Genomic DNA, 16,815 nt, shown 5'->3' on the forward strand with positions numbered 1-16,815 from the left:
CGAAAGGTATCCTTCGGCTTATCATCAAAGTTAATGGTTTATTTAAGCGGGGCCGCTTCCCGCCGCGTACATTATTGTGGCTAGATCCGGAACTGGTTCACGGCGCTGGTCAAATCAGCCGCCTGAGCTTGTAATGCTGCTGAGGCGGCTGTTGATTCCTGAACCAGCGCGGCATTTTGTTGCACCATGGTATCCAATTGCGCTACTGCACTATTGATCTCATGGATACCACGCATTTGTTCATCTGCGGCGTTAGTGATTTCAGACATAATTGTCGTGACATCAGATACGCTGCCCACAATCTCGGTCATGGTATTATTGGCTTGCCGCACTTGGCCGGAACCCGAGGCGACACTGCTGACGGTCGAGTCAATCAGGGTTTTAATCTCTTTTGCTGCTTGCGCGCTGCGCTGCGCCAATGTGCGAACTTCTCCCGCCACTACCGCAAAGCCCCGGCCTTGCTCGCCGGCACGCGCCGCTTCTACGGCGGCATTCAGTGCCAGAATATTGGTCTGAAAAGCAATGCCATCAATGACACTGGTAATATCGCCGATTTTACCCGAGGCAGCTTCAATGGATTCCATGGTAGTGATAACTTTGGCAATAACTTCCCCACCACGGGAAGCATCATTAGCTGCCGAGAGCACCGCAGTATTGGCTTGCCTTGCCGCACTGGCAGATTGCGCCACTGTTGCTGAGATTTGCTCTAATGCCGCCGAGGTTTGTTGCAAGCTGGCGGCGGCGGATTCTGTTCTGCCAGATAAATCCTGATTACCTGCCGCAATTTCATTAGCTGCAATGCTAACGGATTCACTGGTATTGCGGATTTGCGCCATCACGCCACTGAGTTTGTCGGCAAACTTATTGAATGACAGGGCTATTTTGGCGACTTCATCTCGCCCCTCGACCGGCAAGCGCTGGGTTAAATCTTCGGTGCCTGAACTGATAGCATCCATAGCTTTATGCACGTGGGTCAGCGGGGTCAGAGCACGTTGGGTAATCAAGCTAATTATCACAACTGCAATTAAAATAATGACAATCAGAGTGACCAAGGATGTGGTGAGCAATGAGCGCATCCCCGCAGTGGCATGGGCCTTATCAAGTGCCACCACAGTAAACCACTGAGTGCCGGGCACCGCTTGTGCGAGCAGCAATTTACTGCTGCCCCCTATCTCCGTTGTGATAGGGGAAGTCGCGGTCAATAGGGCTTTAAGATCTAAGGTCGGGGCAATCTCACTTAACGGTTTTAGGGCTAGCTGTGAATCGGGATGCGCGATAATTGTGCCATCAGCATCAATTAACATCCCGAAACTATCATCTGCAGGATGAATGGATTTCACGTTGGCAATCACACTATCCATGGTGACATCCGCTGCTAAGACCCCTTTAACATTACCATCCTGAATAATGGGCAATGCAAAGGTCACCACTAATTGATTAGTGCCAGCATCAATATAAGGGGGAGTCACGATAGGGCTGCCCGCTTTCACCGCTTGCAAATACCACGGGCGTCCTGTGGGGTCATAGTCGGCAGGAATACCCTCCGGATTAGAAAAAATGGCCGTCTTATTCGCGTAGCCTATATAAACGTTAATAAAGTTACCTGCAGCCGCCACTTGTTGTAAGGCGGCAATAGGGTTTGCAGTGAGTGCACTTTCTTTCAGCGACACGACCATGTGCGTTTTCATGGCCACCCAGTCTGCAATTCCCACCCCATGGCTGGCGGTGACGGCTTTCAAGGTGTTATCAATCGCACTGCTATTGTATTTGTTGGCAACCGAATAATTAAAGTAAGTATTAATGGCAAGTGAACCCGCTACGATGATGATACAGGCAGCCAAAATACGTGAACGAATAGAATCAAGCATAGAGCGTCCTAAATGGAAGGGGGGCATAATTCAAATAACGGCGCAGGATGGGAAAACTTGAGCTGAATCACAGTAACAAAGTGTAATTCATGCACCATTGTTAATTCTTTTTTATGTAATGGTGTTATAAAGAGAGGGGGTTGGAGGTGTTTATATTCAATAAAAACAGATGGTTGTTTATTTCAATATGACAACGTGTTGTGCCCGATATGAAACTAAAGTTGAAAAAAATAGTAATATTAAAAGTGTGAAATTCATCTTAAAAAAGATAAAAGGAACATTGAAGCTTTGATTTCTTATTATTGTGTCAGTGATATGAGAAATAATAAAACCCAGGCCAATGCCCCTCACATCCCCAGTTAAAACTCACTCACTAACCATTGATCGGCTTCATCAAACATCTCTTCCACCAAACGATTGAGCACGGATTTTTCTTGTTTACTTGCATCGGTATTAATGCCATTCGCTTGCATCGGTTTCACCTTAACTTCGGCATCTGGAAATACCTGATGTACACGTTTGGTCAATTCTGCTTTGATCATTTCATTGGCATTCGTCAAGCCGGCGACATTCCGTTTGTCATAAATTAATTCAACGCGCATAGTTTTTTCCTAAATAATAATCACTGTGTTAATATACAGTATTATTGGGTGTAAGGCAACCATTGCGGCCTCTAAATTAGTCTCTGGCGGTGTTTTTTTGGCAGCAGCCAATCATTTCTCTGCAATAAATCTGCTGGCTCGAGACTGTCTATCAGTCAAGCACTATATCAATTCCCAACCTCTCGTTAGTCTCCTCATTTCATGCTAAATTTACCTATCTCAAGCCAATGCATCGTTTCAGGTACCAGTATGTTTACATATCAAGAAATATCCTCACTGAACGAACTGGAATTGATAGTCTATAACTACATCATAAAAAATACGGACAAAGTGATGTACATGACCATCAGGGAACTGGCAGATGCCGCGGGCGTTTCTACCACCACGGTTTTGCGTTTTTGTAAGAAAATGAATTGTGATGGTTACTCTGAATTCCGTGTTCGTTTTAAACTCTATTTAGAACATGACGAAAAACCGCCGGTCAGTTTTGGCATTAGTGAAATAATTAACTATTTTAAAAGCATCAATAATAGTGAATTTGATGAGTTACTGGATAATGCAGCGGCGCAAATAGCTAATACGCGCAGAATTATTTTTGTTGGGATAGGTACCTCTGGTGCATTAGGGAAATACAGTGCGCGTTTCTTTTCTAATGTAGGGAAATACAGCACATATATTGATGATCCTTATTATCCTATCAACAGTGATATGTATCAGGATGCGATTGCAATTATCTTTTCTGTATCAGGTGAAACCGAAGAAATTATCCGTATTGCTAATCAGTTTAGCATACAAAACTGTAAAATAATTAGCATCACCAACAGTGATAATTCAACACTGGCCAAGATGGCTGACTTGAATATATCTTACCATATGCCGCCTATTGTATTGGAAGGGCAATATAATATTACCACTCAGATCCCAGTGTTATATATTATTGAAACCATTGGTAAGAAACTCCCTCGGTTAATTAATAAAAACATCAAATAAAACAGGGTGTTTTTTGCCTGTGACATATACCAAGTCACGACTTTTGTTATATCGTGACTTCATATTTCTTTTTGTTAAACTTCAGTCTCAATCGACCAAGAATATTAATAATAAGCCGATAACACTCTGTTTATCTTATACTCAGCGTTTGTGACAGGAGAATAATAATGGCAATTGATTACGCATTAACCGCCCAAGAAATTATCAAGTATATTGGCGGTGATAATAATGTGATTACAGTCACACATTGTGCGACGCGTTTACGTTTTATATTGAAAGATAATAAAATTGTCGACAAAGAAAAATTAAATCGTGTTAAAGGCGTTATTACCGTCATTGAAGCTGGTGGACAAATGCAAGTGGTTATCGGTAACCACGTCGGTGATGCCTATAAGCATGTTATCAGCTTGATTAATATCGATGAAAATACGCAGGTTGCAGCACCGAAAGTCGGCATTGTTAGCCGTTTGATGGATATTATCTCCAGTATTTTTGCCCCTTTTCTTTATCCACTGGCTGCATGCGGTATTTTACAGGGAATTATTTCTTTTCTCGCCGCAATAGGTTGGATGGATGCCGCTAGCGGCACTTATCGAATTCTAAATTTTGTCTCCTGGACCGGGTTTACTTTCCTGCCAGTGATGGTGGCCTTTACCGCCGCCAAGAAATTCAATGTTAATCCTTTCAGCGCCGTTATTACTGCCTGCGCACTAATCAGCCCTGATTATATGAATATGCTGACGGCCAACAAAATCGTCACGGTTAACTCCGCAGATCCTGCCGTGCAGCAATTGATGCGCGAAGCGCTGGATAATCCGCAAGTTGCCCATATTTTGAATACTATTGCCGGTATTCCTTTGTCGTCGCCGACCTTGGATTTCTTCGGTATTCCCGTGCAATATCTGAGCTATACCGCCTCGGTTATTCCGATCATTTTAATGGTTTGGGCCATGTCTTATGTGCAGCGTTTTTGTGAAAAAGTGTTGCCGATGGTGGTGCGTAATTTGTTTACCCCGATGTTTTGTATTGCCATTATGGTGCCATTAACTCTGCTGGTATTTGGCCCGGTGGGGAATTTAATTGGTGGGGCAATTGGGGGCGTTTACAACACACTTTATCATCTCAGCCCCGCGGTAGCAGGGTTTATGGTCGGCGCATTTTGGCAGCCATTGGTCACACTGGGTGTGCATTGGGGGATTACTCCGGTGACTGTTGGCAACTATGCCACACTGGGCTATGACACCTTTACTGGCTTGCAAGCTTCCGCCGTCTTTGCCATGGCCGGCACCATGTTTGGGGTGTATTTAAAAACACGCAATCGCGAAATGAAAGGAATTTCATTGTCAGCAGGTATTACGGCTTTATTCGGTATTACCGAACCGGCTATTTACGGGGTGGCGTTACGATTGAAGAAGCCTTTCTTATGCAGTTGTGCTGCCGGTGGGATAGGCGGGGCTATCGCCGGGACTTTTAATGCTGTGTCATGGAGTTATTGCTTACCCGGAATTGCAGTATTGCCGGTATTCTTTAAAGAGGGCCATATGGCACAGTTTCTGGGGTTCCTGCTGTCGATTAGCGTCGCTTTCGTCTTAGGGGCGGTTTTCACTTGGTTAGTTGGCTTCACTGATGAAGCCGAAAATGCAGACCAAATCAGCAGTGTGAAAGCCGCTGCAGCACCAATTGCTCAGGCGCAAATGAATCAAGGTTGAAATATTTAAGGTTCGGGCGAGCTAATCACTCGCTACTAATTGCTATTTACAGGGTGAACAATTGCCCGCAGTATTGAGGGAGATAATTATGAGTCATAAACAATTACCGAAAGATTTTTTATGGGGTGGTGCTGTTGCGGCACATCAGGTTGAAGGCGGCTGGGATAAAGGTGGCAAAGGTGTCAGTATTGCCGATGTTTTGTCCGGCGGCGCGCACGGTGTTGACCGTGTAATGACCGATGGGGTGCAAGACGGTTACCGCTATCCAAATCATGAAGCAGTTGATTTTTATGGGCATTATAAAGAAGACATTGCATTGTTTGCTGAGATGGGCTTCAAATGTTTCCGTACTTCCATTGCCTGGACGCGCATTTTCCCGAATGGTGATGAGCTGCAACCCAATGAAGCTGGCCTGCAATTCTACGATGACATGTTTGATGAGCTGCTGAAATACGGCATTGAGCCGGTTATCACGCTATCTCATTTCGAAATGCCATGGCATTTAGTTAAAGAATATGGTGGCTGGAAAAATCGCAAAGTGGTCGACTTCTTCGTGAGATTCAGTGAAGTGGTCATGGAGCGCTACAAAAGCAAAGTCAAATATTGGATGACATTCAACGAGATCAATAACCAGCGTAACTGGAAATATCCGTTATTTGGCTATTGCTGCTCTGGCGTTGTATTCACTGAGCAAGAAAATCCTGAAGAAACAATGTATCAGGTTCTGCATCACCAATTTGTGGCCAGCGCCAAAGTGGTTAAATTGGGCCATGCTATTAACCCAGAGTTCAAAATTGGCTGCATGGTCGCGATGGTGCCGCTGTACCCATTCTCTTGCCATCCTGATGACATGATGTATTCAGTGGAAGCTATGCGGGAGCGCTATCTATTCGGTGATGTCCATATGCGTGGTTATTATCCTTCGTATATTCTGAATGAATGGGCACGTCGGGGCTTCACTATCAATATGGAACAGGGTGATCTTGAGGTTTTACGTGAGGGTTGCGCGGATTACATGGGGCTGAGTTATTACATGAGTAATGCGGTTTCTGCGATTAATCCAGGGAGTGGTAATTCACTTTCCGGCTTTGAGGGCAGTGTCCCCAATCCACATGTTAAAGCATCTGATTGGGGGTGGCAGATTGACCCGGTCGGCTTGCGTTATTCACTGAGTGTATTATACGAACGCTATCAAAAACCGCTATTTATCGTTGAGAATGGTTTCGGTGCCATCGATAAAGTGGCTGATGACGGCATGGTTCATGATGACTACCGCATTGCATATCTCAGAGCCCACATTGAGCAGATGAAAAAAGCGGTGTTTGAAGATGGTGTAGACCTGATGGGTTATACCCCATGGGGTTGTATCGATTGTGTATCATTTACGACCGGCGAATACAGCAAACGTTATGGCTTTATTTATGTCGATAAAAACGATGACGGTAGCGGCACTATGGCGCGCTCACGTAAATTGAGTTTTGATTGGTATAAAAATGTTATCGCCAGCAATGGTGAACAGCTTTAATCCTTTGCTAACTCTGCTGTCTGAAATAAGCCGTTCAATTATATGAGCGGCTTATTTCATTTCTGAGCAACAGTTGCTCTTGTACAATCAGGAACAGCATTATTAACTCTAAATAATGAACATTTAATAATTCGGCTTCTGACAATTTATTGATATTTATTAAATTAAAAATTCTAAAATACGATATTGAAAATGCGCACTATGGTTTTTTAGAATGAATAAAATATAGTCATCACCAAGAAAGACAATGTTATACCGCAATATATTTCATAACATTGTCTAAATGGTTTTCACTCTTCAATAGCTAATACTAACCCGATTAAATATAATATTTAATCTTTCAGTTAAGCTGATTTTATTTTCAAACTGATGCCTATAATCAGCCAGGAATTGCCTCGATGATAGAGATATAGCTTCCAGTGTCGATGATACGATTAAGCTGCAAATCAGCACTGGCCAGGAGTGTTTTCAGCTCATTCTCTGTCCGTGCTTGCCCCCCGTCAAAACTGCCGAGCAAGATAATATCTAACTCCTTTCCTCCCTGCCAGGTATCTTCTTTGGATATCACTGGTTCTAAAATAAGCACTTTTGAGTTGGGCCGCATTGCATTACGGCAACTGCGCAGTATCTTACTTGCTTGTTCTTCCGGCCAATCCATAGTGATATATTTTAATAAATAAATATCCGCTGAGGGGCAGCTTTCAAAGAAATTACCTGTCTGAGTTTCCCAGCGAGAATCATCCCCTAGCTCACCAAGGCAATTTTTGGCTAAAACTGCGGGGCGGTCGAATAAAATGCCATGCAATGTAGGATTATGTTGTAAAACCTTCAGTAATAACCCACCGAATCCCCCTGCAATATCAACCACGGTGGCATGTTCAGGGAAGTCATAACTGCGCACTAAAAAGTTATTTTCCACCGAAGACATGGATGACATGCCAGTATGAAAATCACCTTCTGACTCGGGAAGGTTCTCTTGAGACCAGTACTCGTAAAAAGACATTCCGAATATTTGCTTAAAGGCTGATTCGCCGCGTAGATTTTCGACAAGATTTCCTAACGGGAGCCAAAATGTTTTATCGGTTAACATCAAGACGGCGGGGCGAAGTGAATGACGACTATCTGAGCGGAGGAATTGTGCTGCCGGGTTAAGGGAAAATCGGCCATCTTCTAATTCATCAAATATATTTCGCGATGCCAGCATGCGTAATACACGATTTAATTGACGCCAATCAGCCCCCACTGCCTTGCCAAGTTCCTCGGCTGTTTTCGCACCGGTTGTCAGATGATCCGCGACACCTAAAATAGCGGCAGCACGTAATGAGGCTTGAAAAGTAAAGCCCATAGCCTGCTCTAATAAATATAATGCTGCGGTATCATCTTTATGCTTAATTTGATTATTATTACTCATAATAATAACTCCATTTGATAATGATTGAAATTATATATTATTGTAATGAATTCAAATGCAACCATATTAATTATGGTTGAAAATGTATCCATAGGAAATGTAGTCTACAAAATTGAATTGTTGCAAATAGCATATGTCGCTAATTAAGCATGAAGACAAGGAATTAAGAGGCAATATAATGAAAACGCTAGGCTTTAATAATTAATAATATTTATGACTTTTCTGGCTATTTATAAACAATACTAATTATTATGCCCTTTTGGCTGAGTTGTGGCTTCTTGCCATTAAGGATTAAAGGCTGTGTCAGTTTATTGAAATGTGTTCTATGTGATGACAATCTGAGTAGGTAGCAAGGGGAAGATTGTTCATCACCAAATCCTACAAACAAAAAATAACCCTAACGGATTGGTTTTCTTTGAAATACTTGGTTGGTATGAAAGGATTTATTAGAAATGAATGAGTGAACACATAAATCTGAATTAGGAAAGATTGCATAAAAAACTATTCGTAATGAGTTTTACCTATTATTGTGTTCAGAATGGTTGTTTTGTCACGTAGCTTACACAATGAAAAAGACCTCACTTTGGCAGGATTTTTATTTTTCTGTCTGCAATATTATTCCAGTTTATAAGAAAATTCCCACACAAATCAGCCGTGACTCTCATATCTAATCATTGCCTAAAATTCAATAATGACTCATAGAAGCAAAATGAAATCTTTGATGCAAACAATGATTTTGATTTTTTGTAATAACCTGATAACTATTGAGTTTATGTGGTTGAAACCCACAGGAGCATGAAATGAGAAAGCAACTGACTGGTTTGACTGTACTGGTCTCTCTGATTTTTGGGGTAGCAACGGCGCATGCAGCACCCCCAACGGCTGAATTAAAAGTAAAAGGAAAGATAGGCGTTCCAACATGTAATATTAGTGCACCAGACAGTGGTGTTTATAATTTTGGTGATATAAGTTCAACTCAGATTAAATCAGGCACAACAACGACTGCATTACCCAAAATGAGCAAAAGTTGGACAATAAGTTGCGATGCTTCGACTTACCTGAACGTAACCCCGGTTGATAACCGAGCGGCTACAGCGAGTTCCACTGAGACTAAGGCGAGATTCGGCCTAGGTTCTATTAACGGTGACGGGAAAATTGGATTTTATTGGGTGGTGCTGTCGAATGCTAAGGTTGATAATCAGCCATCCAATCTGTTCTACACTAGTACCAATGCATTTACTTCTGTCGCCGCCACAGCAAATCTTTGGTCAGGTTCTGTTACAGGGTGGGCATCAGCTGCAAACACCCAAACCGCGGGTAAAGTATTCAGTGCTGATTTTGAGGTTGAGCCGGTATTGGCAGGTGTAACCGATATGAAAGGCACTATCACTGAAGATACTAAAATTGATGGCTCTCTGACGATGAACTTCGCTTTCGGTATTTAAGCTATAACAACTTTTAAGAGCCTCGCTTATCGCGGGGTTTTTTTATAGGTTTGATTATCCCGTATGCAGAATCAGCCGACAAATTGTGATGTCTACATCGCATGAGTACTGTATTGGTTAATCCAGTTGTTGTGAAATTGTATCCAGTCAAATGTGTATTCTTAGGCAAAAAAAACCCTTACCACCGTCTATTTGGTAAGGGATGCCAATTCGGCCAACACCAGGGAAATTATTAAGTCATATTTTACTCAAGGGAACGTTCCCGTCAATTTATATATAAATTCAAATAATTGAATTAATTGGAGTTAACGCGGTTTTGGTTAAGTTATATAATGAGCTTGGTATTAATACCAAGCTGGTAATATATATTCACACGAAGTATTGTTATGGGCTTAAGGTATATGTGTATGCTATAGGTGGGCCCAGCTTCAAAGTGACGAATCCAAGACTATTAACTTGGATTTAGTGTTTTCTAGAAAACTCGATATATGATCGAGTTGTATTATCCTAAATTTAAAAGTCTATCTATCGCACTTATTGATCTCTGCACCTAACAACGAATACCAGCTTTTTTGCATAATAATCTCAATTAATTCCATGCATACTAGATATGAAGTAAAGGCTGTTAATAATAATTATTCCTATGAAAAATAGAGATTTTTTAATTCATGGTTCACTTATTTTTTAATCAAAATATATACTTCTGTTGGTTGGTCAATAGCTACGTTTCTATTGCATTCACATGAGCGCCGGATCGGATTAACGGGTTGTTGCGAAATAGTACCCAGCCGAATATGGTGAATGCGCAGCGTATGCATCTAAGCCGGATATCTGCACCGGCCACCACAGATAAATTAAAACTCACACATCATTAGCCGCAGGTCATCGTTAATACTTACATGATGGTCATGTTTGGCAAATCTATTTTAATGCTCACTTCGGTGGGTTTTTTATTTCCACTAAGAACCCAACTCACTGACCGGCAGGGGGGAAATATGAAAATGAGCAATATCGCTTCTAATGCTTTTTAGCTAGAGCCAAGTTTTTAGGCTAAAAAGCGGATTGCTGGTTTCACCCCTGATAGTGAACGGCCGACACCCTGACGTGCGCCGTGATGCGCAACGACGCGGTACTGACATACTGCTGAAATAACCTTATACCGCAATGGTGGAAGTTCTCAGCTAATTCTTACCACTGTTTACCATCACCGAACCCCACAAACAAAAAAACCAACCCTAACAGGTTGGTTTTCTTTGAGATATTTGGTCGGCATGAAAGGATTTGAACCTTCGACCCCCGACACCCCATGACGGTGCGCTACCAAGCTGCGCTACATGCCGATACTGTGGCGCTTATACTACATTTTACAGTGACTAATGCAAGGCCATGTCAAAACGTTCGCTTGTTTTTTAACCGCACTCAGTTCAGTTTTTAGAGCTAGTTCGCAATAAAACGTTTTATATCGGTTAGCACTTGCAATAACAGTGGGAGCTGCGGCTTTTCATCTTTAATTTCATTGCCTTGCTCATCATAGGTTCGGTATCCACCATTATTATCTAACACAATCGTTTGGGTTGGTGTGGTGATAACCAGCACGCCATTATCGCCGGTTGCCACCCAGTTATTGTTACGCTGTGCTGCGAATAAATCTTCACCTTGCGAATAATCCTCTGATGCGGTTTTAACGTGTAATAACCGCTGCATCAGTGTTGTCATGATATCTTCGTGGTTAGTTAATTTATTCACTTTCTGCACTGGGGTGCCCGGCCAATGGACAATGAGTGGCACTTGGAGTTGTTGCCGATTAAAGTTGCTGCCCGCACCCCAGCTATCATTGCCGCTGTCATTAAATTCGACGCCATGGGCCGCAGTAATCACCACCACGGTCTTATCGAGTAGCCCACGCTGTTTCAGAGTATCCAGAATGGTGGCTATCTGTTGGTCCACATCTTTGGCACCCGCTTTATAGTGGCGGATAAAATCAGCTGGCGCTGCAATTTTATGACCAATAACAGGGTCTTGTGCCTCCACTGCACCATTGAGATTAACATAGGAGAACCATGGCGCATTATTATTCACAGTTGACAGCCATTGCTGCCATTGTGCCGTTGTTTCGCTATCTGTTTGTTCTGCCGGAGCCGGTAAGGTGAAATCAGCTAATAAAGCTTGCCGGTAGAGTGGCGAAGCAAAACCATCGGATGAGAACAACCCAAACTGATAACCTTGCGCACTCAATGAGGTGATGAAGGCCGAGGGTTTACGTGCAGAAAGAATGCCGTCCAAGTAGGTTGGCGAAATACCATAAAACAGGCCAAACAGCCCTGTATCCTGGCGATTTCCCGAGCTGTAATGCCGATCAAACTGAATGTTTGCATGGCCAAACTCACCCAAGGCGGGCATATCTTTTTGCAGGCTATTGACCCGGATACCATCAACCACAATTAATAACAGATTATAACCACTGCCTTTGTCACTAAAGGCAATTTGGCTGAGCGGATATTCAACTGTTAATGCATCCGGATTCCCTTGCTCTACCAAGCGGCGCTGATATTCCTCTTGGTCAAGTAGGCCGTGTTTTTCAAGGAATTTGCGCGCGGTCATCGGATATGAAAGGGGCAAATTAGCGCGCTGCATACTGATTGGGCGATAGAAATTTGCATCGGCCCAGATATACATCAGATGTGAGGCAAAGAAAGCGGAAATAAATACCGCCACTAATGGCTTAACAAAGCGCTGCCGGTTAAGGCTGCGCAGTTTCTGCCATGCCCAGGTGCCGAAAAGCATCTCGACGAGAAAAATGACAGGCACGGCAATAAACATCAATTGCCAATCGCGCGCCAGATCCGTTTGATCCGGGTTAACCACTAACTCCCACACCACGGGGTTAAGATGCAAGTGGAAGCGGGTGAAAACCTCGCTATCCACTAACAACAGGGTTAAACCCGCGGTGGCGAAAGCGGCAGAAAGGAAGCGCAGTAATCGTTGCGACATCACTACAAAGGTGAGTGGGAATATCACCAGCAAGTAGGCGGCAAAAACGATAAAACTAAAGTGCCCAAGCCAGCTGACAAGGGCATAGAGACGGCCAATCAGCGATGAAGGCCAATCGGAAACAAACAAATAGCGGCTACCCAGCACCAGGCTGAACAGGATATTAAACAAGGCGAACCAGTGCCCCCAGCTGATCATCTGGGAGACTTTTTCACGATAGCGCTGACGATTTGTCACCATATTGAGATTGCAGTCTTGGCCGATAAATTAATGAGCTTTATCTTCACGTACTGAGGCTTGAAGGGCTTCAGCGAAAGAGCGTGCCAATACTTTGCGTTGCGCAGGAGCAATGCTGGTATTGATCAGATTTGTTACCATATTTCCCAATACCATCAAAGAAAGATCGGTTGGGGTACGGTGTTTTTCCAGTACGCTGACCAATTCTGACAGCAATTGTTCAACGTGTTCGTCGCTATAACGGGATGATTGTGGCATAAAAATTGTGCTCAACACCTGACAAAGTCCCATATCTTACCGTATAGAGACGCGCTTTTCCGCTATTTTATAGCATTAAGAATCATTAGCCATTAATTGGGGGCCGAGATAGCTTTTGAGTTGCAGCTCTCTGGCATCAGTGATTGAATACGCCCCTAGCCAAAAGGAGTATTTATCATGAGTCTGGATATTGACCAGATAGCCTTACATCAGCTTATCAAACGTGATGAACAAACGCTTGATGTGGTGTTGCGCGATTCGTTATTACCTGCCAATGCTGTAGTTGAAGAAATGATGGCCGAGCTGCATCGGGTTTACAGTGCCAAAAATAAAGCTTACGGGTTGTTTAATGAGCAAAGCGAGCTGGCTGAAGCACTGAAACGAAGCCGTAAGGGTGATGAAGACTTCCTCAGCTTTAGCCGTGCGGCAACCGGGCGTTTACGTGATGAGTTAGCCAAGTACCCATTTGCTGAGGGTGGGGTGGTGCTGTTTTGCCAATACCGCTATCTGGCAGTGGAGTATTTGCTGATTTCGGTGCTGAGCAGCTGTAATAGTATGCGGGTGAATGAGCAGCTTGATCTCAGCACCACGCATTATCTTGATATCAATCGCGCTGATATTGTGGCCCGTATCGATTTAACCGAATGGGAAAACAACCCGGAATCAACCCGTTACCTGACCTTCCTAAAAGGGCGGGTAGGGCGTAAAGTATCTGATTTCTTTATGGATTTCTTGTCTGCCGCTGAAGGTTTGGATACCAAAGCGCAAAACCGCGGTTTATTACAGGCGGTTGATGATTATTGTGCTGATGCTGAGCTGGGTAAAAATGAGCGCCAAGCTTATCGCCAGCAGGTTTATAGCTATTGTAATGAGCAGTTGCAGGCCGGTGAAGAAATTGCATTGCAGGAACTCTCACAAGAGTTGCCGAAGTTGGGAGAAAAAGATTTTCAGCAATTCTCGGCTGAGCAGGGCTATGCATTGGAAGAGAGTTTCCCGGCAGACCGCGGCACATTGCGTCAATTGACCAAGTTTGCAGGCAGTGGCGGTGGGTTAAGTATCAATTTTGATGCATTGTTACTGGGGGAGCGTATTTTTTGGGATGCCGCGACAGACACCTTGACCATTAAAGGTACGCCACCGAATCTACGTGACCAGCTTCAGCGCAATTCAGGCAAGTAATTTCCGGCAAATAAACCGTGTTTGCATCGCCAATAAAAAACGCCGCATAAGCGGCGTTTTTTATTTCGGCGTCCCGAATATCTAAATCGACGCGATTAAACGCGAACGAAGTCGATATGAGTCAGTTTTGGCTTGAAAGCGTGACGCTGAACAGCCTGTACTTTAACTTTGGTTTCTTTACCGTCAACAACCAGAGTCAGTACTGAATCATAAAAGCCCGGTTTCAATTCAAGGTTCTTTGTGGTGTCATGGTCAAGAGCAATAGCGATTGCTGCTTCTGAACCACCGTAAATGATTGCCGGAAATTTATTTGCTGTACGCAGGCGGCGGCTCGCACCCTTACCCTGGTCGTTACGTACTTCTACATTGATAGTGGTCATTTTGTTTTCTCTTAAAGAAAATTTACCCTGCTACAGGCGACCCAGCAACAGGTTCGATACTCGGCTTTGATTGGGTAACCCCAGAGCAAAGCGGGCGATATTCTAGCTAAATATCAGCCAGACAGCAATCAATACCGCATATCCCCTGGGTATTTGACACTACAGCGGTACTGGCCGGCTGACCGGCAGTCGCCGTGGTATCCATTAAGCCAGTGAATCTGCTGTTCTAAAGCGCCCCTGATAATCGAAAACCTTTTCCCTGATTTGCCACCACTGCCCCCGGCGACGGGCGACAACAAAATCGGGATATCGCAATAATGCCTGTTGCGCGATGATATCTGCGGCGCTGTGCCATTTAAGGGGGATACCTGGCGCCCGTCGGTGGGGGCGCAGAAAAATTTGCTCAAATGCCATCCGCTGCGCGGGAGTGGTCAGGCGAAAGCGCTCGCTAGTATGGGTGCCATCTTCGTCGTAATAAGTAATTTTTAGCCATTCGCCTTTCGCATCATGGCCAGCTTCCAAACTCATTCCGCCGCAACGCAATACCAGTGCATCCTTCAATTTCAGGGCCGCTTTTAACATATCATCCGGGTCAACCAGCACTTCTTGGCACTGATGACAGCGGCGCGCGGCAATGTCATTTTCTGCTCCGCAGTGTGGGCAGGATTTAAAGCGAAAGCGGTAGTCACATTGTGCCCGAGCCCCTGCATCATCCTCAAACCAGCCCTGACAGCGGCGACCATAATGTTCGATAATGTCACCTGATTCGGTGCATTTTCCCCAGAAAATATTGGCAAAACCACAGTCTGGACAAAAGACCTGTACTGGCTGGCTATCGCCGTGGGGTTTGCTGGTGCCCACTTCTGGTGTGAATAAGTCATGGGGATTGCCAGCATAATCAAGAATCAGACAATCTTCTTTACCTGGAAAGAGCCGCAATCCGCGACCAACGATTTGTTGATATAAGCTGACCGACTCCGTCGGGCGCAGAATGGCAATCAGGTCGACATGTGGGGCATCAAAGCCGGTCGTCAGCACGGCGACATTGACCAAATAACGCAGTTGCTGCTGCTTAAAGGCGCTAATCAGTGCATCGCGCTCGGCAGGCGGCGTTCCTGCGCTGACCAGTGCGGCCTCACCTTTGGGCAGTAGCCCATAGACTTCCTTCGCATGTTCGACTGTGGCGGCGAATATCATCACCCCGCGCCGATGGGCGGCATATTCAATTATCTGACTCACGATATGCGGGGTAATTCTTTGCTGTTGCTTAAGCTCGCGGTCTAAATCCGCCTCACGGAACATGCCGTCGCTGTTGCTGGTCAATCGGCTAAAGTCGTAGTGCACGACCGGCATATCCAATCGCTCTGGCGGCACCAGAAAGCCGTGTTTAATCATATAACGCAGGGGTAACTCATAAATACAATCGCGGAACAGGGATTTCCCATCGCCACGGGTGATGCCATGATAGTGAAATTGGTAAATCCAGCCTTTGCCCAAGCGGTAAGGGGTGGCGGTCAATCCTAGCAAGCGCAAATGCGGGTTGTTGCTGCGTAAGTGCTGAATAATTTGCTGATATTGACTGTCATCCTCGTCACTGATTCGATGGCATTCATCGATAATCAGCAGCGAAAAGGCGCTATCAAACTGTGATAGATTCCGCGCCACGGATTGCACACTGCCAAACACCACTTTCCCGCTGCTTTGGCGCTGTTGCAGCCCGGCGGCGAAAATATCGGCCGCTAAGCCGTAGGCACAATATTTGGCGTGGTTCTGCGCCACCAGTTCTTTGACATGTGCCAGCACCAGCACGCGCCCGCGTGCCAGCTTGGCTAACTCAGCAATCACCAGACTTTTGCCCGCGCCGGTGGGTAAAACAATCAGCGCTGGCTCCACATGGCGACGAAAATGCGCAAGGGTCGCATCCACCGCTTCTTGCTGATAAGGGCGTAACGTAAAGGCCATTAATGTGCCTGCCCGGTGATTTTTATCATCATTTGCAAGTTGTTCAACTCATTCACCATTTGCAATACTTTCCTGCAACGTATAAATGCCATTTATCTTCAAGACTTTCTATTATTATGCCTGTGTGTCGCCGCCTGCGCGAGGGGCGGTGTTGTGCGGATAAGTTGTTTCTCAATAACGGCTTTTGGCGTAACTGTTCCTAGGATGATAGGACAACCGCCGCTATACTGTTTCATTAATTTCACACCGTATTATTAG

General features: G+C 44.6%; 12 protein-coding genes and 1 tRNA gene. 5 read left to right on the forward strand and 8 right to left on the reverse strand.

Annotation, left to right across the window (positions count from 1 at the left end):
- Positions 1-80 precede the first annotated feature (80 nt).
- Together D5F51_RS05450 and D5F51_RS05455 are read right to left on the reverse strand one after the other, a co-directional pair.
- A complete protein-coding gene (locus D5F51_RS05450; protein WP_129195826.1) occupies positions 81-1,868 on the reverse strand; it encodes a methyl-accepting chemotaxis protein in 1,788 nt (595 codons plus the stop codon).
- A 359-nt stretch (positions 1,869-2,227) separates the two neighbouring features.
- Entirely contained in the window at positions 2,228-2,470 is a 243-nt protein-coding gene (locus D5F51_RS05455) for a DinI family protein (protein WP_025378878.1), read from the reverse strand.
- Positions 2,471-2,719: 249 nt separating this feature from the next.
- Between D5F51_RS05455 and D5F51_RS05460 the strand changes: the two genes are divergently transcribed.
- From D5F51_RS05460 to D5F51_RS05470, 3 genes are all read left to right on the forward strand, one after another.
- Positions 2,720-3,460, forward strand: coding sequence for a MurR/RpiR family transcriptional regulator (locus D5F51_RS05460; RefSeq protein ID WP_025378877.1), 741 nt, complete (start codon positions 2,720-2,722; stop codon positions 3,458-3,460).
- 167 nt (positions 3,461-3,627) lie between these two features.
- Positions 3,628-5,169, forward strand: coding sequence for a PTS transporter subunit EIIC (locus tag D5F51_RS05465; protein WP_129195827.1), 1,542 nt, complete (start codon positions 3,628-3,630; stop codon positions 5,167-5,169).
- An 88-nt stretch (positions 5,170-5,257) separates the two neighbouring features.
- On the forward strand, positions 5,258-6,694 hold the full coding sequence (locus D5F51_RS05470; protein WP_025378875.1) for a 6-phospho-beta-glucosidase: 1,437 nt from the start codon (positions 5,258-5,260) through the stop codon (positions 6,692-6,694).
- 379 nt (positions 6,695-7,073) lie between these two features.
- Here D5F51_RS05470 and D5F51_RS05475 read toward each other — a convergent pair whose 3' ends face one another.
- Entirely contained in the window at positions 7,074-8,105 is a 1,032-nt protein-coding gene (locus D5F51_RS05475; RefSeq protein ID WP_129195828.1) for a methyltransferase, read from the reverse strand.
- 800 nt (positions 8,106-8,905) lie between these two features.
- Between D5F51_RS05475 and D5F51_RS05480 the strand changes: the two genes are divergently transcribed.
- Complete coding sequence (locus D5F51_RS05480; protein WP_025378873.1) at positions 8,906-9,550, forward strand: DUF1120 domain-containing protein; 645 nt, start codon at positions 8,906-8,908, stop codon at positions 9,548-9,550.
- 1,263 nt (positions 9,551-10,813) lie between these two features.
- Here D5F51_RS05480 and D5F51_RS05485 read toward each other — a convergent pair.
- The 3 genes from D5F51_RS05485 to D5F51_RS05495 all read right to left on the reverse strand — a co-directional run bounded on the left by D5F51_RS05485 (position 10,814) and on the right by D5F51_RS05495 (position 13,036).
- A tRNA-Pro gene (locus D5F51_RS05485) sits at positions 10,814-10,890 on the reverse strand.
- 97 nt (positions 10,891-10,987) lie between these two features.
- Positions 10,988-12,781, reverse strand: coding sequence for an LPS biosynthesis-modulating metalloenzyme YejM (gene yejM / locus D5F51_RS05490; RefSeq protein ID WP_129195829.1), 1,794 nt, complete (start codon positions 12,779-12,781; stop codon positions 10,988-10,990).
- 27 nt (positions 12,782-12,808) lie between these two features.
- A complete protein-coding gene (locus D5F51_RS05495) occupies positions 12,809-13,036 on the reverse strand; it encodes a YejL family protein (protein WP_002208836.1) in 228 nt (75 codons plus the stop codon).
- Positions 13,037-13,213: 177 nt separating this feature from the next.
- Between D5F51_RS05495 and yejK the strand changes: the two genes are divergently transcribed.
- A complete protein-coding gene (gene yejK / locus D5F51_RS05500) occupies positions 13,214-14,215 on the forward strand; it encodes a nucleoid-associated protein YejK (protein WP_129195830.1) in 1,002 nt (333 codons plus the stop codon).
- 95 nt (positions 14,216-14,310) lie between these two features.
- Here yejK and rplY read toward each other — a convergent pair whose 3' ends face one another.
- Both rplY and radD read right to left on the reverse strand, forming a co-directional pair.
- Entirely contained in the window at positions 14,311-14,595 is a 285-nt protein-coding gene (gene rplY / locus D5F51_RS05505; RefSeq protein WP_129195831.1) for a 50S ribosomal protein L25, read from the reverse strand.
- A 204-nt stretch (positions 14,596-14,799) separates the two neighbouring features.
- A complete protein-coding gene (gene radD, locus D5F51_RS05510; protein WP_129195832.1) occupies positions 14,800-16,557 on the reverse strand; it encodes a DNA repair helicase RadD in 1,758 nt (585 codons plus the stop codon).
- Between the last annotated feature and the right edge of the window lie 258 nt (positions 16,558-16,815).

Origin of the sequence: Yersinia hibernica (genome assembly GCF_004124235.1) — a bacterium.
In the GTDB taxonomy this organism is placed as follows: Bacteria; Pseudomonadota; Gammaproteobacteria; order Enterobacterales; family Enterobacteriaceae; genus Yersinia; species Yersinia hibernica.